We start from the raw sequence: 22,918 nt of genomic DNA, 5'->3' as shown, positions 1-22,918 counted from the left end.
GGGGAGGGGCGTCAGGCCAGTACGGCGCGGGCATCGAGGGCGAGGGCGCCGTCCGGGCGGACGAGCAGGGGGTTGACCTCGATCTCGGTGATCTCGGGGTGGGCGGCGGCGAGGGTGGTGAGGCGCTCGATGACGGCTGCGGCGGCTGCCAGGTCGACCGGGGGCCGGCCGCGGACCCCCTTGAGGAGCGCGGCGGTCCGCAGCCCGGTCAGCAGCTGTTCGGCGCGGGCCGCCGGGACGGGGGCCAGGGCGAAGGCGACATCGTGCAGGGCCTCGGTGAGCACGCCGCCCAGGCCGACCATGGCGACCGGCCCGAACCGGGGATCACGGTTCACCCCCATGATCAGCTCGACGCCATCGGTCAGGTCGGCCATCGCCTCGACCGAGTAGGAGGCGGCGCCGAGCCGGGCGTGCATCTCCCGGAAGGCGGTGACGAGCGCGGCCCGGTCCGGCAGCCCGAGGGCGACCCCGCCGGCGTCGGACTTGTGCAGGAGGTGGAGGGCCTTGAGGACGTAGGGACCCTCGAACGCCTCGGCGGCGGCGAGCAGTTGGGCCTCGTCGGCGATCTCACGGGCCTCGGGGAACGGGACTCCGGCGGCGCTCAGCAGCGTACGTACGCCGTGGTAGCCGGGGTCGCGCAGCGGGTCAGCGGCCGGTGGCAGCGGGCGGACGCCGGGCGGGCCGGCCACCTCGGTCACGGTCATGGCCGCCAGCGCTCGGGCCGCGTCCTCGGTTCCGGCGAACACCGGTATGCCCGCCTCGACCAGCGTCCGGCAGCTGGGGGCGTCCGGGAACATCGACTGCACCACCAGGGGTTTGGCGGTCCTCGCCGCATGGACCGCCATCTGGTGTGCGGTCTCCAGCTCGCCCGCCGCGAGCGCGCTCCCGCCGCCCGCGGTACCGCTCTCGGCCGCCGGTCCGCCCAGGCCGCCGGTCGCCGCCGAATAGCCGCCGAAGTACCCGGTCAACAGGACGGAGTCGACCTCGTCCAGGGCGAGCAGGGCACCGACGGTGTCGCCGTAGGAGTGCGGGTTCTGCTCGCCCATCCCTGCGAGGTCGACGGGGTTGCCCACCGCGGACTGTTCCCACAGCAGTGTCCTGAGCTGTTGCTGGGCGGCGGGCCCGAGTTCGGGCACGGCCAGCCCGGCGGTCTCGGCGGCGTCGGCGGCGATGGCGCCGTGGCCACCGCCGTCCGTACAGACCGCGGTGCGGTGTCCGGTGGCGCGCCGCCCCCCGTTCAGCGCGGCGAGCACGAGGGTCATCTCATGGGGTGTGGCGACCAGTTCGACGCCCGCGTCCCGGCAGGCGGCGGCCACGACATCGGCGGAGGTGGTCAGGGCGCCGGTGTGGGACTGCGCGCTGCGTGCGGAGGCGGTGCCCCGTCCGGCGGTGAGCAGGACCACCGGTTTGCCCGCTGCGGCGGCCGCCTCGGCGAAGGCCCGGCCGTCGCCGAAGTCCTCCGCGTAGACGGCGATGGCCCGGGTTTCGTCGTGCCGGGCGGCGTCCTCGATGAGGTCGACGAGGGTGACATCGGCCTGGTTGCCCAGCGAGACGAAGCGGGAGAAGCCCAACCCGTGGGGCGCGCAGCGGAGTTGGAGTTCCAGTGCGAGGTTCCCGCTCTGGCTCAGCAGGGCGATACCGCCGGGCGCGAAGCGGTCCGAGGCGAGATAGAGCTCGGTGGTGTTGTCGGCGATGCCGAGGCAGTTGGGGCCGACGAGGACGGCGCCGGCGGCGCGTACCCGGTCGGCGATGGCCTGTTGGCGGGCCAGTCCGGCGGGGCCGGTCTCGGCGAATCCGGCGGTGATGCCGACGATGGCGCGGGCGCCGCAGGCCAGCGCGTCGTCGACGGCGGCCTCGAAGCCGGGGCCCGGTACGGAGATCACCACGAGTTCGACCGGTTCGCCGATCGCGGCGAGCGAGGTGGCGGTGGTGCGCCCGAGGACCGTGCCGCCGCGGCGGTTCACGAGGTGGACGGGGCGGCGGCCGGGTGCCCGCAGGGCCTGGGCGGCGACCGCGTGGCCGTACTTCGCCGGATCGTCACTGGCTCCCACCACCGCGACCGACTTCGGGTCGAACAGGGCCGACAGATCACGTCCCATGGTCACCTCTCCAACCGGAGCGCGGAGTTGGGGCAGGCCTCGGCGGCGGCCCGGGCGGCGTCCTCGGAGGCGCCCGGCGCGGGTTCGGCGGTGACGGCGGCGTAGCCGAATTCGTCGAGGTCGATGAGGTCCGGTGCGGGTTCCTGGCACAGGCCGTAGCCCTGGCAGCGGGTGGCGTCGAGACGGAGTTTCACGGCGGTCGTCCTTTCAGCGGGGAGCGGGGGCGGAGCGCGGGCGGGGCACGGTCCGACGGGCGACATGCGGGACGGGCACGGTGAGCCGGCCGGTGTCGGCGGGCGCGGCACAGGCCGGGCAGGGGGCGTCGAGGTGGGCGCGGACCAGGTCGGGGAAGGCGCGCAGCAGGCTGCCGGCGGTGCCCGCCGCGGCGTCGAGCAGTCCGCAGGCGCCGCGGCCGGGCAGGGAGGTGGACCAGCGCTCCAGCCGGGCGAGGAGGCCCGCGTCGGCGGTGCCGTTCGTCAGCGCGGCGACCGCGTCGCGGACCGAGCCGGTGCCCGCGACGCAGATGCCGCACTGCCGTGCGCTCTCGGCGGCGAGATGGGCGACGGCGGCGGAGGCCAGGGAGACCGGGCACTCGTCGGGGGTAAGGAAGCGGATCGCCCCACAGCCGAGGGCCGTCCCCGCGGCCGCGAGGGTGTCGGGGTCCAGCGCGAGGTCGAGCCGGTCGGGCCCGATCAGCCCGCCGAAGAGGCCGCCCATGAGGGCGCCGGCCGGTTCGGGGGTTCCCTGGGCGCGAGCCAGGGTCCGCAGGGTGCAGCCGTAGGGCACCTCGGCGAGCAGGGGTTCGGCGCCACCGCCCGCGAGCGTGACCAGGGTGGCGCGGGCGGTGCGCCGCCGGTGGTCCGGGTATGCGGCGATGAGCGCGATACGGGCCAGGGTCTCGACGTTGGCGACGAGGGTCGGTGCGCCGCCGACGCCCTGTTGGTAGGGGCGGGGCGGTTTGGCGGTGGGGAGGGCGGGGCCGCCGTTGATCCGGCGGACCACGGCGGTCTCCTCCCCCGCGACATAGGTGTGCGGGGCATCGACGACATCGCACGGCAGCCGCGGGGCCCGTTCGGCAAGCGCCCGGCGGATCCGTTCGCCCGCCGCGGTGTCGGAGACATAGACATAGCCGCGTTCCGCGCCGGTGATCTCCGCGGCCCGTGCCAGCCCGTCCAGGACCAGATGCGGGCGGGCCCGCAGCAGCCAGCGGTCCTTGACGGAGCCGGGCTCGCCCTCCTCACCGTTCGCCACGACGACGGGGCGGGGCCCGGCGTCGCGGACGGCGCGGAGCTTGGCGGCGGTGGGGTAGCCGGCGCCGCCCCGTCCGCGCAGCGCGCCGTCGATCCGGTCGAGGAGCTCGGCCGGGCCGATCGCCGTGCGGTAGCCGCCGGCGGCCGCATACGCCCCGGCGTCCTCGGTCACGTCCGGTGCCGCGCCGAGCACAGAGGGGGTGCCCGGCGCTATCAGGGAGTCGATCCCGGTCATCCTCGGTCTCCGTCCGGTGGGGTGGTGCGCAGGGTGCGCACGGCGCTTTCCAGGGCGCTGCGGTCCGCGGCCGTCCGGTCGTAGCCCGGTCCGGGGAGGCCGATCAGCATGCGGTGGTGGTCGAGCACGACCTCTGCCGCGCGGAGGGCGGCGCGGTCGTCGCCGGGGCGGGTACGGCGGGCGACCGCGGTCACCAGGCCGGTCACCTCGGCGAGGTAGCGGAGCCAGCCGTGCTGGGTGCCGTGCAGGATCAGCCGCTCGACGCGGCGCCGTTCGGCTTCGGTGGCTTCCGCCGGGGCGTCCGTCATCCGTGGCGCGGCGGTACGCAGGGCCGCGACGGTGGCGGGCAGTTCCCGTTCGGGTTCGGGGGTGAGCCCGAGCCAGATCAGGTTCCGACGACCGCTCATGCGTGCCTCCGGGGAGAGGGGTGGGGTGCCGGCACGACTCGGGTCAGGCAGCTGGGTGCGGTGCCGTGGCTCGGTGCCGGGGTGAGGTGCCGTTGCGGGGGTTCGGCCGACGGATCGGGGCGCGGGGCGCCCGCTCGCTTCCGGGATCCGTACGGCGGAGCGCCGGAGCAGCGATGCCACTAAGCTAACTAATCAATTAGTCAGGACACAAGTCTTGACTTCGTTGAAACCCGCCAGCAATCTGACTGACCAATTAGTCAGCACGGGATCCGGTGCGCCGGCCCAGCGGCGCTCCCCCCACGCCCAGCCGCCTCCGCCCCCAGCACCCGTGCGACATGGAGGAGTGACCCGATGCACCCCGAAGCCACCACGGCACCGACGCAACAGGACGTCCCCGCCAGCACGGCACCGACGGAACAGACGGAACAGGAAGTCCCCGGGCAGGCGCTGCCCGCCCGCTACTACACCGACCCGGCCACGGCCACCGCCGAGACGCGGCACATCTTCGCGAAGTCCTGGCAGCTCGTGTGCCATGAGTCCGATCTCCCCGGCCCCGGCGCCCGGCTCGCCGCCACCGTCGCCGACCGCGAGGTCCTGGTCGTCCGCACCGGGGACGGCACGCTGGCCGGGCACCTCAATGTGTGCCGGCACCGCGGCACCCGCCTGGTCGACGCGCCCGAGGCGTCCGGCAAGGCCATCCGCTGCCCGTATCACGGCTGGACGTACAAGCTCGACGGACGGCTGGTCGGGGCGCCCGAAGCACGGCAGATCCCCTGCCTGGACAAGCCCGCGCTCGGCCTCTTCCCGGTCCGGGTCGAGTCGTTCCTCGGCTTCGTCTTCGCCAACCTCGATCCCGATGCCGTTCCGCTGTCGGAACAGTGCGCCGGGCTGGCGGAGGCCGTCGGCCACTACGCGGGGACCGATCTGGTGCCCGTCGGACGCAGCCGTATCCACGATCTGGCCGGTGCGGAAGTACAGGAAGCCAACTGGAAGGTCGCCGTCGACAACTACCTGGAGGGCTATCACGTCCCGGTCGCCCACCCCGGGCTGATGCGGCTGCTCGACTACCAGGGCTACACCAGCGAGATCGACAAGTCCTACGTCCTCTTCGCCTCGCCGCTGCGCGACAAACCGTCCTCGAACTGGGCCGAGCGGCTCTACCAGCGCCTCGCCTCCCCCATGCCGGGGCTGACCGAGGCCGACCGGCGGATCTGGCGGTACGCGGTGATCTACCCCAACACACTCATCGACTTCTACCCCGACCATGTGCTTGCCTGGACCGCCATACCGACGGCCGTCGACCGGGTGGCCGTGCCCGGCGCTTTCTACACGCGCCGCGGGACGAGTGCACGGACCCGGCTCGCCCGCCGGCTCAACATCCACATCGGCTGGATCACCAATGACGAGGACGCCGAATTGGTGGCCCGGGTACAGAAGGGCCTCGGCACACCGGGCTTCGAGCCGGGCCCGCTGTCCCGCCGGGAGGCCGCGGTCGGCTGGTTCGCCGACCGGGTACGCGACGACCTCGGTGGCGCGATGAGCTGACAGCACCGGTGAGACAGCGCCATGAGCCGTCCCCCTCGGCGCGCGACGCCCCGCGCCACGGCTGACAAGGTCCCGCACGGAGGACAGGGCTTCCGTGCATCCGTGACCGCTCCCTGAAGCAGCGCTCATCCCCTACGGAGAGGACCTTATGTCCCCCGAGGAACCCCCGTCTCCGTCCCGGCGCGCCCTTCTGCGCTCGGGCGTCGCCGCGGCCTTCGGTCTCGGCCTGGCCGGCTGCGGCTTTCTGCCGGAGGGCCGCAACTCCTTCGGCGACCCGGACCGGCCGATCGACGTCAAGGTGGACGGCGACCTGGTGTATTTCAACTGGGCGGACTTCGTCGCCCCGGCCGTCTTCGACGGATTCGAGAAGGAATACGGCGTCAAGGTCATCCAGTCGAACTTCGACTCGATGGAGGGCATGGCCGCCAAGCTCAACGCCGGGAACCGCTACGACATCATCTTCCCCACCGCGAAATGGGCCCAGCGGCTGGCCGACGGCGGGCGGCTGCACCGTATCGACCACTCCCGGCTGTCGCACGCCGACGCGGTGTTCGGCCGCTACCACTACTTCGCCGACCCCTGGTACGACCGCCGCTCCGCGCACACCGTCCCGTTCACCATGTACAAGACGGGCATCGGCTGGCGGAAGGACCGGATCGGCGACGACCTGGCCGGCTCCTGGGGCGATCTGTGGAACGCGCGGGCCAAAGGTCAGGTCTTCGTGCTCGACGACCGCGACGAGGTGCTCGGGATGGCCGCGCTCAAACTCGGCCTGGACATCGACACCTCCGACGCGGACGATCTCGCCCGGATCACCGCCACGCTGAAGAGCCTCCGGCCCCGGCTGCGCGGCTTCTCCAGCGACAGCTACAACAACCTGCTCAACGGCAACGCGGTGATGACCCAGGCCTGGAGCGGTGACATGGCCGCCATGCTCGGACAGGCCAAGGACCCTTCCGTACTCGGCTTCGAGGTCGCCCGGGAGGGCGCGCCGATCAACTCGGACTGCTACGCGATCCCCGTCAACGCCCGCCATCCCGGTACGGCGATGCTCTTCATCGACTACATGCTCAGACCCGGGAACGTCCGCAAGAACATCGAGTACATCGGCTATCCCATGCCGGTCGGCGGCAGCGAGGACGTCTACGCCTCGATCGTGAAGCCGTTCCCGCAGTGCCTGGTCTCCCCCGACGAGCTCAAGGCCGACCTCTTCTTCCGCAATGCGTCCTCGAAGGGCGAACAGGCCCGCGATACCGCCTGGACCCACGTGAAAGCCGGCTGACATGGCACAACGCACCCCCTCCGGGGCACTCCGGGACCGGCGTGGGAACTCCGCGTCCGGCACCCGGCTGTGGACCTGGCTCATGCTCCCCGGCACCCTGTGGATGACCGGGTTCCTGATCGCCTCCCTGATCCTCGTGGCCACCCTGGCCCTGGGCACCACCGACCCCCTCGGCAATCCGCGGTTCGGGTTCAACTTCGACAACATCGCGGCGATGGCCGACCCGGCCTACCGCATCGTGCTGCTGCGCTCGCTGGGCTTCGCGCTGATCGCCTGCGTCGTCTGCCTGATCGTGGCCTATCCGGTCGCCTACACCATCGCCCTGCACGGCGGGCGGTTCAAGAACCTGCTGATCGCCGCGATCGTCGTCCCGTTCTTCGCCAACTACCTGGTGCGGATGTACGGCTGGTCGGTGGTGCTGTCCGACGGCGGCCCGGTGCTGAAGGTGCTGCGCGCGGTCGGCCTCGCCGACGCACACACCAAGATCCTCCAGAGCGGGGTCGGTGTGATCGCCGGGCTCGTCTACGGCTTCATCGTCTTCATGATCATCCCGCTGTACGCGGCGCTGGAGCGGATGGATCTCTCGCTGATCGAGGCGGGCCGCGACCTGTACGGAGGGCCCTTGCGGACCTTCTTCTTCGTCACCCTCCCGGCGACCCGGCAGGGTGCCGCCGCGGGCGCCGTCCTGGTCTTCCTGCCCGCCATGGGCGACTTCGTCAGCGCCCAGCTGATGGGCGGACCGGACCAGATCATGATCGGCAACCTGATCCAGGACAAGTTCTTCCAGGGCCAGAACTGGCCGCTCGGCTCCGCCCTCACCATGCTGATGATGGCGGTGCTCTTCATCGGGATGCTCGGCTACCTGCGGCGCACCCGCAAGGACGAGGCGGAGGCCGCCCGATGACGCTCCGCACCCCGCACCGCCGCGGCACCGACCGCAGGCCCCGGCTCGCCCTCACCGTCACCACCCTCTTCTTCCTCCTCCTCTACCTCCCCATCGCGGTCGTCGTCCTCTTCTCCTTCAACGGCCAGAAGTCCCTCACCGTCTTCAAGGGCTTCAGCCTCCGCTGGTACACCGCCTTCTTCCACGACCACGTGCTGATCGAGTCGCTCGGCATGAGCCTGCGGGTCTCGCTGGTGGCGATGGCGGGGTCCGTGATCCTGGGCGTGGCACTGGCGTTGGGGCTGGTGCGCTGCCGTACCCGGCTCGGCTCGCTGGCCGGTCTGATCATGCTGGTCCCGCTGATCACCCCGGAGATCGTCACCGGGGTCGCCGCGATGCTGCTCTTCAAGGGCATGGACATCACGCTCTCCTCCGGCACCGTGATGCTCGCCGAGATCACCTTCTCCATCTCCTATGTGACGGTGATCCTGCGCTCGCGGATCGCCGCCCTCAACCCGGAGGTCGAGGAGGCCGCGATGGACCTGGGCGCGACCCGCTGGCAGGCCCTGCGGCTGGTCACCCTGCCCGCGCTGCTGCCCAGCATCCTGGCGTCGGCGGTGCTCATCTTCGCCCTGGTCTTCGACGACTTCGTGCTGGCCTACTTCACCACCGGCGTGGACCCGCAGCCGCTGTCCGTCCGCATCTACTCGGCGATCCGGTTCGGCGTCCAGCCCACCATCAACGCGGTCGGCACGCTGATGCTCGTCGGTTCCATCGGCCTCATCGGGCTCGCTCTGGCCATCCCGCGTCTGTTCGGCCGCCGCGGTGGCCTCGATCTGCTCTCCGGGAAGTGACACCCATGACCTCCTCCGACGCCCCCTCCCCCGGTGCGGCCCCGGCCGGCGAACCGCCCGCCGTCCGGCTCGACAACATCAGCAAGAACTACGGCGGTTCCTACGCGGTGCAGGACCTCTCCCTGGACATCGCGCCCGGCGAGTTCTTCTCCCTGCTGGGCCCGTCCGGCTGCGGCAAGACCACCTCACTGCGGATGATCGGCGGCTTCACCGACCCCACCGCGGGCACCATCCTGCTCAGCGGGGAGGACGTGACCGCGCTCCCGCCGGACAAGCGCAACGTCAACACGGTCTTCCAGAGTTACGCCCTCTTCGACCATCTCTCGGTGGCCGACAACGTGGCCTTCGGTCTCAAGCGCAAGGGCGTCGGCCGGGCCGAGATCCGCGAGCGGGTCGGCGCCATGCTCGACCGGGTGCAGCTCGGCGGTCTCGGCGACCGCAAGCCCGGCACGCTCTCCGGCGGCCAGCGGCAGCGCGTGGCACTGGCCCGGGCCCTGGCCAACCGGCCCCAGGTGCTGCTGCTGGACGAGCCGCTGGCCGCGCTCGACCTCAAGCTCCGGCGGCGGATGCAGGTCGAACTCAAGCAGATCCAGCGCGAGGTCGGCATCACCTTCGTCTTCGTCACCCATGACCAGGACGAGGCGCTGACCATGTCGGACCGGGTGGCGGTGATGAACGAGGGCCACGTGGAGCAGTGCGGGACGCCGGAGGATGTCTACGAACGCCCCGCGAGCCGCTTCGTGGCGTCCTTCATGGGGACCTCCAACCTGGTCCCCGGCACCTACCGCGACGGGCGGGTCGTCCTCGACTGCGGCCCGGCACTGCCGGTCGGCGACCGCCACGGCGTCGCCGACGGCAGCAGCGTCAGCCTGTCGATCCGGCCCGAGAAGATCTGGCTCTCCGACTTCGAACCGGGCATGGCGCTGGTGCAGGGCGTGGTGCGGGAGACCGTCTACTCCGGCCCCACCACCACCTATCTGATCGAACTCGCCCCCGGCGTCACGGTATCCGTACTGGAGCAGAACACCGACCGCTCACGCATGGAGGACCGCTGGTGCGGCGGCGAGAGCGTGGAGATCGGCTGGCGGCCGGAGCACTGCCTGGTCCTGGACTAGGGCGTGTCCGCTTCGGCACCGATCTCCGACCGGGCGGCTGGTGCCCCACCCCAGCCGCCCGCCGACAGCAAAGGAAGCTCCATGAACCACGATGTCATCGTGCTCGGTGCCGGGCTCGCCGGGCTCGCCGCGGCGCGGGACCTGAGCGCGGCCGGCGCCGACGTCCTCGTCCTTGAGGCCCGCGACCGGGTCGGCGGGCGCGTCGAGCAGGCCGTGCTGCCCGACGGCCGGCTGGTCCAGCTCGGCGGCGAGGTGGTCGGCCGGGCCCACACCGCCTACCTCGAACTGGCCGCCGAACTCGGTCTGACCCTCATTCCCAGCTATGTCGCCGAGCCCGGCCGGATGGCCCGGGCCACCGCCGAAGGGGTCTCGGCCGGTGACCCGCCGCACTGGTTCGGCCCCGGTGACGAGGCCTGCCACCGGAAGGTCACCGACGCCTTCGTCGCGCTGGCACGGACCGTGGACCCCGACGACCCGTGGTCCCATCCGCACGCCGCGACCCTCGACCGCCTGTCGGTCGGTGCCTGGCTGCGCGGCGAAGGCGCGAGCCCGGCCGTCGTACGGCTCTGGGAGATCGGCCAACTCGCCCTGGCCAGCGGCTCCTACGAGCGCACCTCGCTGCTCGCCGCACTGCGCAAACACGCCGCGGTCCCCGGTGACGACCCGTACGCCTACGAGGACTGGGAGGGGCTGCGGGTGGCCGAGGGCTCGGCGACGGTGGCGCTGCGCATGGCCGCCGAACTCGGCCGCCGCATCCGGCTCGAAGCGGCCGTCGAGGAGGTGGTGGTGCGGCCGGGAGGCTGCCGGCTGCGGCTGGCCGGCGGGGAGAGTCTGACCGCGGACGCCGTGGTCAGCGCCCTGCCGGTCGGTCCGCTCCGCTCGGTCACCCTGACCGGCGTCTCCGAGGCCCGGCTCGCCTCGCTGCACCGCCAACGGCAGGCCGTCGCGGCCAAGTTCGCCGTGGCCTACGACAAGCCGTTCTGGCGCAGCCTGGACCTCAACGGTCTCTCCGAGTGCGAAGGCGTGCTCGGCAGCACCTGGCCGCAGAGCGAGGGCATCCTCTCCGCGCTGATCCCGCCCGAGCGCTACGGCGTCCTGCTGGGCATGCCCGCCCCGGTCCGGGACCACGAACTGCTCTCGGACGTGGCGCGTCTCTACGGCGCCGAGGCGTTCCAGCCGTTCACGTCGTATCTGCGGTGGTGGGGCACCGATCCCTGGACCCAGGGGTACGTCACCCAGTGGAACCCCGGCGATGTGATGGCGGTCGGTCCGCTGCACGGCTCGCACGAACCGCCCTTCTACGTCTGCGGATCCGACCAGTGGGTCGCCGGCTACATGGAAGGCGCGGTGCGCACCGGCCGGGACGCGGCGCGGGAGGTGCTCCGACATGGCTGAACACGCGCACCCCGGCACGGTACTCAACCACCTCGCCGGAACCGACCGCCCGGCGGCCTCCGGCGCGACGATGGACCTGGTCGACCCCGCCACCGGCGAGGTGCACCGCAGCGCCCCGCGCTCCGGCCCGTCGGACACGGACGCGGCCTGCACCGCCGCGCAGACCGCCCTGGCCCGCTGGTCGCTGACCACCCCCGCCGAGCGGCAGCAGGCGCTGCTGCGGATCGCCGACGCGGTCGAGGAGCACGCCGACGCCCTGGTGGCGGCCGAGGTCGGGGACACCGGCAAGCCGCCGGAGCAGTTCCGGACCGAGGAACTGCCCGCGGTCGTCGACACCTTCCGCTATTTCGCGGGGGCGGCGCGCAATCTGCCGGGGGCGGCCGCCGCCGAGTACACCGAGGGCCGCACCTCGGTACTGCGCCGCGAACCCATCGGGGTCTGCGCCCAGATCACGCCCTGGAACTACCCGTTGATGATGGCCGCGTGGAAGGTCGCCCCGGCGCTCGCGGCCGGCAACACCACCGTCCTCAAGCCCGCCGACACCACCCCCACCTCCACCGCGCTGCTCGCCCGGATCGCCGCCGAGCAGCTGCCGCCCGGGGTGCTCAATGTGGTGTGCGGGGACCGCGACACCGGGCGGTCCCTGACGGCGCATCCGGTGCCCCGGCTCGTCGCCGTCACCGGCAGCGTCCGGGCCGGGCAGGAGATCGCCGCCACCGCCGCGGCGGATCTGAAACGGGTGCACCTGGAACTGGGCGGGAATGCGCCGGTCCTCGTCCATGAGGACGTGGACGCCGAGGCCACCGCGGCCGAGCTGGCGGCCGTGGCGTACTACAACGCCGGCCAGGACTGCACCGCGCCCACCCGTTTTCTGGTGCACCGACGGCGCTACGACGCCTTCGTGGCCGCGTTCGCCGCGGCGGCGCAGGCGCTGCGGACCGGACCGCCCGACGATCCGGCCGCCGACTACGGTCCGCTCAACAGCGCGGCCCAACTGGGCTCCGTACAAGCCCTGTTGAGCCGTCTGCCGGACCATGCCGAGGTGGTGACGGGAGGGACGGGACCGGCGCGGCCGGGGTGGTTCCACTCCCCCACGGTCGTGGCCGGGGTGCGCCAGGACGACGAGATCGTGCAGGAGGAGATCTTCGGCCCGGTCGTCACGGTGCAGCCCTTCACCGACGAGGACGAGGCCCTCCGGCTGGCGAACGGGGTCCGGTTCGGGCTGGCCGCGAGCGTGTGGACCCACGACCACGCGCGGGCCATGCGGGCCACCCGCGCCCTGCACACCGGGATCGTCTGGGTGAACACCCACGGCACCACGGTGTCGGAGATGCCGCACGGCGGAGTCAAGCACTCCGGCTACGGCAGCGATCTGTCCCTCGCGGGCCTGCTGGACTACACGCAGGTCAAGCACGTCATGCTGTGAGGGCGGCGGCTCCCGGGCACGGGCGGGCCCAAGGCCGCGCCAGGCCCGGGAGCTCCGGGCGGCGTGCGGCGTGCTCAGATGTCCGCCGACCCGGGCTCCGTACCCTCCCGGACGGCTGCCGGGGCCTCGTCCTGAGCACCTGTCAGGTCCCGGGCCAGCGCCACACGGGAGAGCAGCATCGCGCCCCACAGGACCAGCCCGACGCCCACCGCCTCGGGCAGCAGCCACCAGCCGGTCCGCACCCGTTCGTCGAAGAGGGTGACGCCCAGCGACAGGCTCACCAGCGCGTCGCCGAGCGTGAGGACCGGCTGCGAGGCGGTCAGCGGGCCCGACTGCATGGCGTTCTCCAGCAGGAAGATGGCCAGCACGCCGGTCAGCGCGAATCCATAGGTCTGCCAGGTGCTGAAGAACGCGGCGGGGCCGCCGGTCTGCCAGGCATGCGTGGCGTCCTTCAGCATGGCCGCCGTGAGGGCGTAGCCGACCGCGGTCGCCCCGGCGAAGCAGGCGGCCCGTACACCGCCCGCCCCGCGCCGGAGCGCTGCACCGACCGCCGCGACGATCACCGCGGCGCAGACCGCCAGCGCGGGCACCCAGCGGTCGAAGGGGGCATGGGTGGTGCCGAGGGTGGGCGCGGCGGCGGCGAGGGCGGAGCCGAGACCGACGACGAGCAGCGCCACCCCGACCCAGCCGGAGCGGGGGATCCGCCCCCCGAGGAGGACCCGCCCGATGAGCAGGGCGAGGGGCAATTCGAGGACGAAGAGCGGCTGCACCACCGACAGCGCCCCCTGGGACAGCGCCAGCGCCTGGAAGCAGGCCGCGGCGACGACCGCGAGCATCCCGCCGAGCCAGACGGCCCGGTGCAGCAGGTCGACCAGCAGCCCCAGGCGCAGTCCGGCGGAGAGCGGGACCGTACGGGCGGCCCGGCGCTGGAGGACGGTGGCCAGCGCGTTGCTGGCCGCCGCGAGCAGTGCGAACAGTACGGCCGGCCACGTGGTCACGGCCTACCTCCTCGTCGGCCACCCGGCACCGGGACGGGGCCCGCACCGTGGTGGCCGGGCAGCGGCGGGGCGGCGCTGTACTGGGCTTCGACGCTATCCGGCGGCCACCGGGACGGCCCGGCGACACGGGCGCCGGAGGGCCTTAGTCGCTGAGCCGGACGGATGCCGCCCGGGTGCCGGGGTGGCCGCTTCCCGGACTACGGCGTGTCCCCGGCTCCCCACAACCGGCAGACCGCGACTGGCCCACGCACCGGCCGCAACGGCGCGTGCCGACCACCGCACCCCCGGTATAAAACTTCCCAAAACAGGCATATTCCTGCTAGCCGACATGGACAGCTGGTCAGGAATGCCTATGCCCTCCCTCACCCCCCGATGGCCCCGATACGTCGAGTTCGCTCCGAGCGTCCTGGTCGCCGGAGGGCTCGTCTGGGACGCGTTCTCACCGGCCGACTACTGGGGCGACCCGATGCTGACGGCGGCCAGCGTGATGGCCGGTGCGCTGCTCTCCCTACGGCACACCCTCGCCATCGGCGCCGCCATCGTCGGCGGGGTCTTCGCCCTGACCGTGAAGGACGGCACGGCCGGCGACCTCGTGGGCTATCTGGAGCTCATCAACACCCTCTTCGCCGCGCTCATGGGGGTCGGCGTCAACCGGGTGATCGCCCGCCACGGACGCCATCTGGACGTGGTGCGTTCGGTGGCCGAGGCCGCCCAGCGTGCCGTGCTGCCCGCACCGCCGAAACGTATCGGCCCGCTGGCCGTCGCCGCCCGCTACCAGGCCGCCCAGAGCGAGGCCCGGATCGGCGGCGACGCCTATGCCGTCCAGCGGACCCCGTTCGGTGTCCGGCTGCTGATCGCCGATGTGCGCGGCAAGGGGCTGGGCGCGGTGGGCGCGGTGTCGGTGCTGCTGGGCGCGTTCCGCGAGGCCGCCGAGGAGGAGCCGGACCTCGCGACGCTGGCCGACCGGATGGAGCGCGCCCTGCTGCGGGAGAGCGAGCACACCTCCGAGGAGGACCGGCTGGAGGGCTTCATCACGGCCCTGCTCTGCGAAGTCCTTCCGGGGGCCGCGGGCCTGCGGATGCTGAACTGCGGCCACCCCGCGCCCTACCTCTGCCAGGACGACGAGGTACGGGTCCTGGAGGCCGGTGATCCGGGGCTGCCGCTGGGGATGGGCACGCTGGGCGTGGAACGGACCCTCCCGGCCGACCGGCCGTTCCCGGCGGGCAGCACCCTGCTGCTGATCACCGATGGCGTGACGGAGGCCCGGGACGCCGCCGGCCGCTTCTACGATCCCGCGGCACAGCTGGCGGGCCACGGCCCGTTCCGGGGGCCGCAGGATGTGATCGACCGCTTGGTGCGGGACGTGGAGCGCTGGACCGGCGGCCCGCGCGACGACGATATGGCGGTGCTCGCGGTCACCCGGCAGATGACGGGCGGGGTGCGGGCCCCGCACAGGGGGAGCAGCTCCGTCCGCTGACGTGGCGGCGCGACGGCGGGGGGCGCGACGCCGGGGCGCGACCGGGCACCTATTCGCGGACGCAACCGGTCCGCGGCGCCCGACGACCGGTATGTCTCCCCGTCATCACTCCTCGGCCGCCGCCACATCGCGGCTTTTCGCCATCCCTTGGGGAATTTCGTCGTGTGCTGCCGAAAATTCTGCAAGGGAGATGAGATGATCAGTCAGAGCATCAGCATCCGCACCGAGCGACCCTTCGCTCCCGCGCAGATCGGAGTTGATGTGTCCGACAACAGATCAACCCTGCTGAGTCAGCGCGCCGCCGTGATTTTCCTCCTCGGCGCCCTCACCGCTATCGCCGCCGGGGTGCTCACCTTCTTCAACGGCGGCACCCCGGCCTCCGCCACCCTCGTCGGCGGCGCCGCCTTCGGTGCCGCCGTCACCTTCTTCCATACGGTCATCGACTGATCTCCCCCACGGACCTGCCGGGTCCGCCCTCGGCTCCGCCCGGCCGGACGCTCGGGCACCGGGCCCACACCTGCACGCTCTTCCTTCACCTAGCTTGAGGTTTCCAGGTCCGGCCCGGTCTGCGCGCCTCAGGCGGAATCCGTGGCACCGCATGCGGTGCGCTGCCGCACCTCAAGTGCCAAACTTGAGTCACCGCGCCCGGCTGCCGGCCGGGGCCCTTGTCGCCGAGGGGAACATCATGACCTGGGCATCTTGGACCACTGTGGGGATCCACGCCCTACCTGGCGCGGTTCACACCGCGGAGATCGGCGTGATCAACGGTGACTTGACCATTCACACGACCTGGTCGGAGAACCTGGCCCATGTAGCTGTGCAGTACACCGGGGCGTCGGACTGGTACACCATGGCCGGCAGCCCCGTCCCCTGCGCTTCCGAAGAGGCCAGCCGCACCTTCCACCAGGCCGTCGTCGAAGCCGTACGCGGCGGAGAGCGAGCCGACGCCTCCCTCGAGGAGCTTTTCACCCCTAGGGCATCGCCCTGACCCGGCCCTCCCCTGGCCCGACGAGCGGCGCCGGGCGGGAGGGCCGCGCCGTGGCACCGGGTCTCCCCGCGCCCCCTCTCCGCAACCGGCCCCGCTCCTTTCCGTAGCCGGACCCCGCCCCCTCTTCAGTCCGCCCTGCCGCGCCACGGGCCGGATCACAGCACCGGCCAAGATCGTCGCGATCTTCACGGAATGAGAGCGCTCCCCTACCCCAACGGCCCTGCACTGGCGGCCCTTTGACGCAGGCGAGCCCGCTCCCGTAGGAGCCCGCAGATTCGCTCATCTCCCGAGCAACCATTTCGCGCCACCGCATGTCTCCTCAGATGGACCACAGTTGGTCACCTGCTGGCTACTTAATGCTGACCAATTGTTAAATTTCGCCCACGAAACACGGTTCTTGATCTTTTCGCTTTACATGCCCATGCCAGGCATACCAGGGTTTGCGCGGGGCCCCGCGGCCCCCGTGGTGCACAACAGCACCGCGCGTACGGGCGGTTGGCGAGCCGACCGCCCCCGCAGCACTAAGGATCCACATCAGTGCGTAGACCCCACATACGCAGACACCGCCTGGCCATCGCGGTCGCCGTCACGACGGCCGCCACCCTGACAGCGGGTGTGGCGGGCAGTGCCTCCGCGACCCCGCCGGCCTCGCCGGTTGCTGCTTCCTCCTCAACTCCCGCTCTCCAAAAGGCCGTTGACGCGGCACGCGACGCCACCTACGCGCACGCCTCGGCCACCGGAGTCAGCAAGAAGGACACCCTCAAGGCCACCGACACGCTCGTCGACCCGGACGGCCGGCAGCACGTCCGCTTCGTCCGGACCCACCGCGGGATGCCGGTGCTCGGCGGCGACCTCGTCGTCCACCTGACGGCCAAGTCGGCGTACGAGGGCGTGACCCGGGCCTACCGTCATCAGGTCGACATGACCGGCACGGACCCGAAGCTGTCGGCCGGCGAGGCGCGGACGAAGGCCGCCTCCGTGGGCAAGGGCCGGGCCGGCGACGCCGAACTGGTCGTGGACGCCCGCAACGGCCGGACGACGCTGGCCTATCAGGTGCAGGTGACCGACAGCCGCAGCGCCGAGTCCGGTGGCGCCCGTACGGTCGTCATCGACGCGGCGACCGGTGCGGTGCTCAGCAACGTGCAGGCCGACGACTCGTTCCTGTCGCCCGCCCTCCAGCGCAAGCTGCGTGCGCGCGGCGAGCGGCTGAACCCCTCGACCGGGCTGGCCACCCCCGCCCCGACCGCCGCGGGTCAGACGGCGAAGTCCGCCGGATTCCCGGCCGCCGCCAAGGGCACCGGCGCGTCCTTCTTCGTCGGCAGTGTGCCGCTGTCCACCACCCAGACCGCGAAGAAGTCCTTCACCCTGAAGGACTCCACCCGCGGCAACACCGAGACCCGGGACGCCGGCGACCGGGAACTGGAGAAGTTCGCCGACGGCAAGGCGTTCACCAGCACCACCAACCGCTGGGGCAACGGCACCACGAGCAACCGGGCCACCGCCGCCGTCGACGCCCAGTACGGCGTCGCCAGCACCCTGGACTTCTACAAGAAGACCTTCGGCCGCAAGGGCATCAAGAACGACGGCCGTGGGGCCCGGGCCCTGGTGCACTTCGGTAAGAAGGTCGGCAACGCCTTCTGGTCCCCGGACTGCGGCTGCATGCTCTACGGCGACGGTGACGGCCGGACGTTCGCCAAGCCGCTGGTCGTCCTGGACGTCACCGGCCATGAGCTCTCCCATGGCGTCGTCGACGCGACCGCCAACCTCCAGCCCACCCGGGTGGACATCGAGGGCAACCAGTTCGGTGAGCCCGGCTCGCTCAACGAGTCGCTGGCGGACATCTTCGGCAGCGCGGTCGAGTTCGCGACCAACAACCCGAAGAACCCGCCGAACTACCTGATGGGCGAGAAGCTCGGTCTCGACCAGAAGTTCCTGCGCCGCCTGGACAAGCCGTCCCTCGACAAGCTCGAAGGCACGGTCGACTACTGGTCGAAGGCGTCCTTCGACACCGAGGTGCACGCCGGCTCCGGCGTCTCCTCGCACGCCTACTACCTACTCGCCGAGGGCAGCGGGAAGAAGACCATCGGCGGGGTCGCCTACAACTCCCCGACCGTGGACGGCTCCAAGGTGACCGGCATCGGCCGGACGAAGGCGACGGCGATCTTCTACCGGGCACTCACCCGGTACATGGTCTCCACGACCGACTTCCACGACGCCCGGACCGCGACCCTGCGCGCGGCCAAGGACATGTACGGCGCCAAGAGCACCGAGTACAAGACGGTGGACAAGGCCTGGGCGGCCGTGAATGTGAAGGCGTCCAACAAGCCTTCCGGCAAGCACTGATCCGTCCCGGACCGGGCCCTGCGTGGTGCCCCCGCCGACCGCGGGGGTGCCACGCTCGGCTTTTTCCCGCTCTCTGAGGTCCCTCCGGTGGGTCCTCGACGGGGTGGCGGCGGAAGCCTACGTTTGACGCCATGATCATCGATCGCACGAGCGGGACCCGGCGGCTCGGCTATCCGGCAGCGGCGGGTGTGTTCGCCGTGGGCATGGCCGGGACGACCCTGCCCACCCCGCTGTACGGGCTCTACCGCGCCCAGCTCGGGTTCTCCGAGCTGATCGTGACCGTGGTCTTCGCCGTGTACGCCCTCGGGGTGATCACGGTGCTGCTGCTGGCCGGCAATGTCTCCGACGAGGTGGGCCGGCGGCCGGTGTTGCTGTGCGCGCTGGGGCTGTCGGCGGCGAGCGCGCTGTGTTTTGTGTTCGAGGGCGGACTGCCGATGCTGCTGCTCGGCCGGGTCCTGTCCGGTTTCGCCGCCGGGTTGTTCAGCGGCGCCGCCACCGCGGCCGTGCTGGAGCTCGCCCGGCCCGGCCAGGAAGCGCATGCGGGGTTCGCCGCCACCGCCGCGAACATGGGCGGCCTGGGCTGCGGCCCGTTGCTGTCGGGGCTGCTGGCCCAGTACGCGCCGTGGCCGCTGGTCCTCCCCTTCCTGGTGCATCTCCTCCTGGTGGCCGGGGCGGCCGGGGTGACCTGGTTCCTGCCGGAGACCGTCGGCGCTCCGCACCGCCTCCACCGGCTGCGCCCCCAGGGCCTGCGGCTCCCGCCCGAGGTGCGGGGCGTCTTCACCCCCGCGGCCGTTGCCGCGTTCGCCGGTTTCGCCCTCCTGGGACTGTTCACCGCGGTCGCGCCGAGCTTCGTCGCGGAGACTCTCGGGGACCACAATCTGGCCGTCGCCGGGTTGATCGTCTTCACAGTGTTCCTCGGCTCCACCGCCGGACAGTCCCTGACGGAACGGATCGGCATCCGCCGCGCGCTGCCGGGCGGCTGCCTGGTGCTGGTGGTGGGCCTCCTACTGGTGGCCACCTCGCTGGCGGTGACCTCTCTGCCGCTGCTGGTCGTCGGCGCGGTGTGCGGCGGCGTCGGCCAGGGCCTGGCGTTCCGGGCCGGGCTGACCGCGGTGGGCCACGCGGCGCCGCCCGCGCACCGCGGCGGCACCATCTCGGCCTTCTTCCTCGTCGCCTATCTCGGCATCTCGCTGCCGGTGGTCGGCGTCGGTGCCCTCACACTGGTGCTCGGCCTGCGCGGCGCGGGCCTGACCTTCGCCGCCTGCCTCATCGTGCTCGCCGTCGCCGTCGGCCTCTACGTACTGCGGCACCCACCGGCCGACGAGAACTGACCGGCGCCGGATACCGGAACCCTCACCGCCCTTCCTGGCGAGCCGTCAGCCCCCGCTCGCCCGGGCCCGGTCGTCCGCCGGCACCAGCCGCACCCGCAGCCGCTCCGGCCCGCGGGTGAAGACCCCCGCGTCGGTGGGCGGCGTACCGTCCGCGAAGTCCATCGCGGGGAACGCGTCGAGCAGCTGATTGACCGCGATCTCCACCTCGGCCCTGGCCAGCAGCGCACCCACGCAGAAGTGCCGGCCGAGGCCGAAGGCGACGTGCTGGGCGGCGGCGCTGAAGGCGGTGGTGGGCGTCAGATCGTCGCGGAGGACGTCGAAGGTGTCCGGCGCGGCGTAGTGGCGCTCATCGCGGTTCGCGGAGCCGATCAGGCAGGTGACGGTGGCGCCCGCGGGGATGATGCCGCCGCTGAGGGGCACTTCGGCGGCGGTCTGCCGCATGATCATCTGGACCGGCGGTGTGTAGCGCAGCGTTTCGGCGAAGGCCGCGGGGATCAGCGACCGGTCGGCGCGTACGGCGGCCAACTGGTCCGGGTGGGACAGCAGATTGCGGAACAGCGCGGCCAGGGCCTTGTCCGTGGTTTCGCCGCCGGCCGAGAGCAACAGGCTGACGAACGCCGTGATGTCCTGGTCGTTCATCCGGGTGCCCTCGACCTCGGCGGTGCAGAGCGTGGAGAGCAGATCGTCGCCGGGAGCGGCCCGCCGTTCGTGGATGACCGGGAGCAGGTAATCGGCGAGTTCCTGGCCCGCGCGCAGGCCGGCCTCCGCGATCTCGGGGTCCTGGGCCAGATTGGCCAGGAAGCCGACGACCGCGCCGTACCAGTCGTGGAAACGGTCGTGGTCGGCCCGCTCCAGCCCGAGCATGTCGACGATGACATTGATGGGGAAGCGGGTCGCGAACCGCGCCACCAGATCGGTCTCCGCCGCGTCGCGGAAGGTGTCGATCAGCTCCCGCGCATTGCGCTCGATGACCGGCAGAAACCTCTCCCGCAGCTCCCGGCCCCGGAAAGCGGGGGCCACCAGGGCCCGGCGTACGGAGTGCTCACGGCCGCTCATCTGGGGCAGCGTCCGGCCGCCGTGCGCCGGTTCGAGCTGCCATTCGTAGTTGTCGCTGGTGAACACCGGATCGCGGAAGGCCCGGGACACGTCCTCGTACCGCGAGAGCAGAAAGCTGTCGGTGCCCGGGTCGTGGAAGACGGGGTAGTGCTCCCGCAGCACGCGGTACGCGGGGTAGGGGTCCGCCGCGAAGTGCGGTGACAGGATGTCGGGCGGCTGCGGGAGAGTGGTCACGACACGTCCTCGGCTTCCCTGAGTGGCGAGCGGGCTCGGACGGCGGTGCACGGGGCGGCTGTTGACGCTAGAGCACGGCCCGGTGCCCGTCCAGAGCGCACCGCCCGCCCCGCACCACCCGCGCCGCCCGGATGCACGGCATCACCTGGTGCCGAACGCCACGCTCAAGCTCTACCCGGGCGCGCCGCACGGCCTTTCGGCGGTCGGCTCGTACAAGGACGACTTCCCCGCCGATCCGCTGGAGTTCCTCAAGAGCTGAGCGCCTTCAGCGGCGGCCGGCGTCGTGAGAGTCCGCTCCGCGCTCCGGACCGCGCCACTGCGGCGAGCGGCCGAGTGCCGTCAGGATCTGCTCCAGGGCGTCCGCGTCCTCCCCGGCGGTCAGCCCCGGCCGGAAGGCGCTGCCCGGGGAGAGCCGGGCGTCGTCGTCCGGGACGGCGCGGGCTATCGGCAGGGCGGCCCGCAGGAGTTCAGGAGCCGGGGTGTACGCCAGGCCCAGGGTGCGGGCGACGTCCCAGCTGTGCACCACGTAGTCGATGAGGTGGAAGCCGATCGCGCGGGCGGCGCGGAAGGTCCGCCCGGCGCTGAATTCGGGGAGGGCGAACGCTTGGTCCGGGCCTTCCACGGTCGCGAAGGCGGCAATGACTTTCTCGGCAGCGGCGGTGTACTCCCCGACGGGGTCCGTGCCGAGCGGCCGGACCGCCCAGTGCGCCAACTCCCGCCCCTCGCCCCGCGCTGCCGCCGCGAAGCCGTGGTGCTGGGCGGTCATATGGGCGAGCAGATCGGCCAGTGTCCACGCCGAGCAGGGGGTCGGCCGGGACAGATCGTCAGGGGTCACCTGTTGGACGAGGGTCTCGCTGTCCCGGACCGCCTGGGCGTGGAGCCGCCGGAGGTCGGCGAAGTCTGTGTGCGGCGCGGACACGTGCGCAGGATTCATATGCATGCGCTTACGATCAGCTCAAGCACATGAATTGTCAACGGGTATTTTCGTGACCATGGCCGAGAACGCAGCCGACAAGGACACCCCATCCGGAGGGCGGCCACCCCGCCCCGACCTGGCGGCGATGGTCGTACCCTTGGGCCGTGCGCTGATGGCGGCCGAGCAGCCGGCCCTTGACACACACGGTCTGACGATGTGGGCCTACGCGGTCCTGCTGCATCTCGACGAGACGCCGATCCGCACCCAGGCGGCACTGGCCGAGGCCATCCGGGCGGACAAGACCCGCATCATCGCCGTCCTGGACGACCTGGAGCGCCGGGAGCTGATTCGCCGTCAGCCGGATCCCGAGGACCGCCGGGTGCGCCTGCTGTCCCTCACCGCCGAGGGCCGGCGGCTGCGGGATGCGACACAGGCCGCGATCCAGGAAGGCGAGGAACGGCTGCTCGCCCAGCTTCCGCCCGCCGATCGCGCCGCCCTCCTGCGGGCACTGCACACGCTCTATACCTCGCCGGAGCTGACCGCGCGGAAGCCCGGCCGGGGCACCTCCCGGACCTGACCCGCCGGGGGGGGGCGGCGCAGTGCGGCCCGCACATGCCGACGGTGCCGGCCGAACGGACCCGTGGGTCCGTTCGGCCGGCACCGGCCGGAAAAACTCAGCGATCAGCGACGGCGGCCGTCGTCGCCGCCCCAGCCCCAGCCGCCGCGCTCGCAGCCCTCACTGAAGACCGGGCCGACGCGGTCGAGGACACCCGCGGAGAGCCAGCAGGACGCGTGGTGGCCGTGGCCGTGGTGGTTCTTGTAGTGGTGGTGGTGGTGACGGTCCTTGTGCACCTTGCCCATGTTGCAGGCCAGGGCGGCGCTCGCACCGCCCATGACGATGGTGGTGGCCAGGGCGCTGGCTGCGATCGCGGCGCGGATGCGCATGTCTGCTCCTCGAGAGGATCAAAGGGGTATATCGACCTTTTCAGGATGCACCTTTACGGAATCTCCCAAAACCTGACACGTCGTGAATTGGGCGAGTTGGAGTAATTGATCAACCCGCCGACCCTCCCTCTCGTATACG

The 22,918-nt window shown here is 72.0% G+C and carries 22 protein-coding genes; 14 read left to right on the top strand and 8 right to left on the bottom strand.

Annotation, left to right across the window (positions count from 1 at the left end):
* Positions 1-11: 11 nt before the first annotated feature.
* The 4 genes from QT196_RS37000 to QT196_RS36985 are packed head-to-tail and all read right to left on the bottom strand — an operon-like array spanning position 12 to position 3,991.
* Positions 12-2,099: an acetate--CoA ligase family protein gene (locus tag QT196_RS37000; RefSeq protein ID WP_290356493.1), complete on the bottom strand. Its 2,088-nt coding sequence runs from the start codon at positions 2,097-2,099 to the stop codon at positions 12-14.
* A gap of 2 nt (positions 2,100-2,101) precedes the next feature.
* Positions 2,102-2,293, bottom strand: coding sequence for a ferredoxin (locus QT196_RS36995; protein ID WP_168483046.1), 192 nt, complete (start codon positions 2,291-2,293; stop codon positions 2,102-2,104).
* Positions 2,294-2,306: 13 nt separating this feature from the next.
* Positions 2,307-3,584, bottom strand: coding sequence for an NADH-ubiquinone oxidoreductase-F iron-sulfur binding region domain-containing protein (locus QT196_RS36990; protein ID WP_290356492.1), 1,278 nt, complete (start codon positions 3,582-3,584; stop codon positions 2,307-2,309).
* A complete protein-coding gene (locus tag QT196_RS36985; RefSeq protein ID WP_266736836.1) occupies positions 3,581-3,991 on the bottom strand; it encodes a hypothetical protein in 411 nt (136 codons plus the stop codon). The genes QT196_RS36990 and QT196_RS36985 overlap by 4 nt, the downstream gene beginning before the upstream one ends.
* Before the next feature lie 351 nt (positions 3,992-4,342).
* On the opposite strand from QT196_RS36985, the gene QT196_RS36980 reads away from it, so the two are divergent.
* From QT196_RS36980 to QT196_RS36950, 7 genes are all read left to right on the top strand, one after another.
* Positions 4,343-5,536 carry an aromatic ring-hydroxylating dioxygenase subunit alpha gene (locus QT196_RS36980; protein WP_290356491.1) on the top strand — a complete coding sequence of 398 codons (1,194 nt, stop codon included), beginning with the start codon at positions 4,343-4,345 and terminating at the stop codon, positions 5,534-5,536.
* Positions 5,537-5,684: 148 nt separating this feature from the next.
* Positions 5,685-6,818, top strand: a complete 1,134-nt coding sequence (locus tag QT196_RS36975; protein ID WP_290356490.1) for a spermidine/putrescine ABC transporter substrate-binding protein — start codon at positions 5,685-5,687, stop codon at positions 6,816-6,818.
* A 1-nt stretch (position 6,819) separates the two neighbouring features.
* On the top strand, positions 6,820-7,722 hold the full coding sequence (locus tag QT196_RS36970) for an ABC transporter permease (RefSeq protein ID WP_168483042.1): 903 nt from the start codon (positions 6,820-6,822) through the stop codon (positions 7,720-7,722).
* The gene (locus QT196_RS36965; protein WP_168483041.1) at positions 7,719-8,555 is read left to right on the top strand and encodes an ABC transporter permease; all 837 of its coding nucleotides are present in this window, start codon (positions 7,719-7,721) and stop codon (positions 8,553-8,555) included. The genes QT196_RS36970 and QT196_RS36965 overlap by 4 nt, the downstream gene beginning before the upstream one ends.
* 5 nt (positions 8,556-8,560) lie before the next feature.
* Positions 8,561-9,670, top strand: a complete 1,110-nt coding sequence (locus tag QT196_RS36960) for an ABC transporter ATP-binding protein (RefSeq protein WP_266736831.1) — start codon at positions 8,561-8,563, stop codon at positions 9,668-9,670.
* Positions 9,671-9,751: 81 nt separating this feature from the next.
* A complete protein-coding gene (locus QT196_RS36955) occupies positions 9,752-11,065 on the top strand; it encodes an NAD(P)/FAD-dependent oxidoreductase (RefSeq protein WP_290356489.1) in 1,314 nt (437 codons plus the stop codon).
* Entirely contained in the window at positions 11,058-12,491 is a 1,434-nt protein-coding gene (locus QT196_RS36950) for an aminobutyraldehyde dehydrogenase (RefSeq protein ID WP_266736827.1), read from the top strand. Before QT196_RS36955 ends, QT196_RS36950 begins: the two co-directional genes overlap by 8 nt.
* A 74-nt stretch (positions 12,492-12,565) precedes the next feature.
* Here QT196_RS36950 and QT196_RS36945 read toward each other — a convergent pair whose 3' ends face one another.
* Positions 12,566-13,489: a DMT family transporter gene (locus tag QT196_RS36945; protein WP_168483037.1), complete on the bottom strand. Its 924-nt coding sequence runs from the start codon at positions 13,487-13,489 to the stop codon at positions 12,566-12,568.
* 352 nt (positions 13,490-13,841) lie between these two features.
* On the opposite strand from QT196_RS36945, the gene QT196_RS36940 reads away from it, so the two are divergent.
* The 5 genes from QT196_RS36940 (at position 13,842) to QT196_RS36920 (ending at position 19,628) form a co-directional block, all read left to right on the top strand.
* The gene (locus QT196_RS36940) at positions 13,842-14,966 is read left to right on the top strand and encodes a PP2C family protein-serine/threonine phosphatase (RefSeq protein ID WP_168483036.1); all 1,125 of its coding nucleotides are present in this window, start codon (positions 13,842-13,844) and stop codon (positions 14,964-14,966) included.
* 195 nt (positions 14,967-15,161) lie between these two features.
* Complete coding sequence (locus QT196_RS36935; RefSeq protein WP_042158299.1) at positions 15,162-15,413, top strand: hypothetical protein; 252 nt, start codon at positions 15,162-15,164, stop codon at positions 15,411-15,413.
* 238 nt (positions 15,414-15,651) lie between these two features.
* The gene (locus QT196_RS36930; RefSeq protein ID WP_168483035.1) at positions 15,652-15,954 is read left to right on the top strand and encodes a hypothetical protein; all 303 of its coding nucleotides are present in this window, start codon (positions 15,652-15,654) and stop codon (positions 15,952-15,954) included.
* A 537-nt stretch (positions 15,955-16,491) separates the two neighbouring features.
* On the top strand, positions 16,492-18,297 hold the full coding sequence (locus tag QT196_RS36925; protein ID WP_290356487.1) for a M4 family metallopeptidase: 1,806 nt from the start codon (positions 16,492-16,494) through the stop codon (positions 18,295-18,297).
* Positions 18,298-18,428: 131 nt separating this feature from the next.
* Complete coding sequence (locus tag QT196_RS36920) at positions 18,429-19,628, top strand: MFS transporter (protein WP_168483033.1); 1,200 nt, start codon at positions 18,429-18,431, stop codon at positions 19,626-19,628.
* A gap of 45 nt (positions 19,629-19,673) precedes the next feature.
* Here QT196_RS36920 and QT196_RS36915 read toward each other — a convergent pair whose 3' ends face one another.
* Entirely contained in the window at positions 19,674-20,918 is a 1,245-nt protein-coding gene (locus tag QT196_RS36915; RefSeq protein ID WP_290356486.1) for a cytochrome P450, read from the bottom strand.
* A 61-nt stretch (positions 20,919-20,979) separates the two neighbouring features.
* Here QT196_RS36915 and QT196_RS36910 point away from each other — a divergent pair, with 61 nt between their 5' ends.
* The gene (locus QT196_RS36910) at positions 20,980-21,177 is read left to right on the top strand and encodes a hypothetical protein (protein ID WP_266736815.1); all 198 of its coding nucleotides are present in this window, start codon (positions 20,980-20,982) and stop codon (positions 21,175-21,177) included.
* A 6-nt stretch (positions 21,178-21,183) separates the two neighbouring features.
* Here the strand turns inward: QT196_RS36910 and QT196_RS36905 are convergent, their stop codons facing one another.
* Positions 21,184-21,837, bottom strand: coding sequence for a TIGR03086 family metal-binding protein (locus QT196_RS36905; protein ID WP_266736813.1), 654 nt, complete (start codon positions 21,835-21,837; stop codon positions 21,184-21,186).
* Positions 21,838-21,910: 73 nt separating this feature from the next.
* Between QT196_RS36905 and QT196_RS36900 the strand changes: the two genes are divergently transcribed.
* Complete coding sequence (locus QT196_RS36900) at positions 21,911-22,411, top strand: MarR family transcriptional regulator (protein WP_168483030.1); 501 nt, start codon at positions 21,911-21,913, stop codon at positions 22,409-22,411.
* A gap of 104 nt (positions 22,412-22,515) precedes the next feature.
* Here the strand turns inward: QT196_RS36900 and QT196_RS36895 are convergent, their stop codons facing one another.
* A complete protein-coding gene (locus QT196_RS36895; protein WP_168483029.1) occupies positions 22,516-22,779 on the bottom strand; it encodes a hypothetical protein in 264 nt (87 codons plus the stop codon).
* Positions 22,780-22,918 lie beyond the last annotated feature (139 nt).

Source organism: Streptomyces sp. P9-2B-2 (assembly GCF_030406865.1).
Classification (GTDB): Bacteria; Actinomycetota; Actinomycetes; order Streptomycetales; family Streptomycetaceae; genus Streptomyces; species Streptomyces platensis.
Note: the sequence above shows the minus strand (reverse complement) of the source record. Positions and strands in the feature narration are given on the sequence as shown.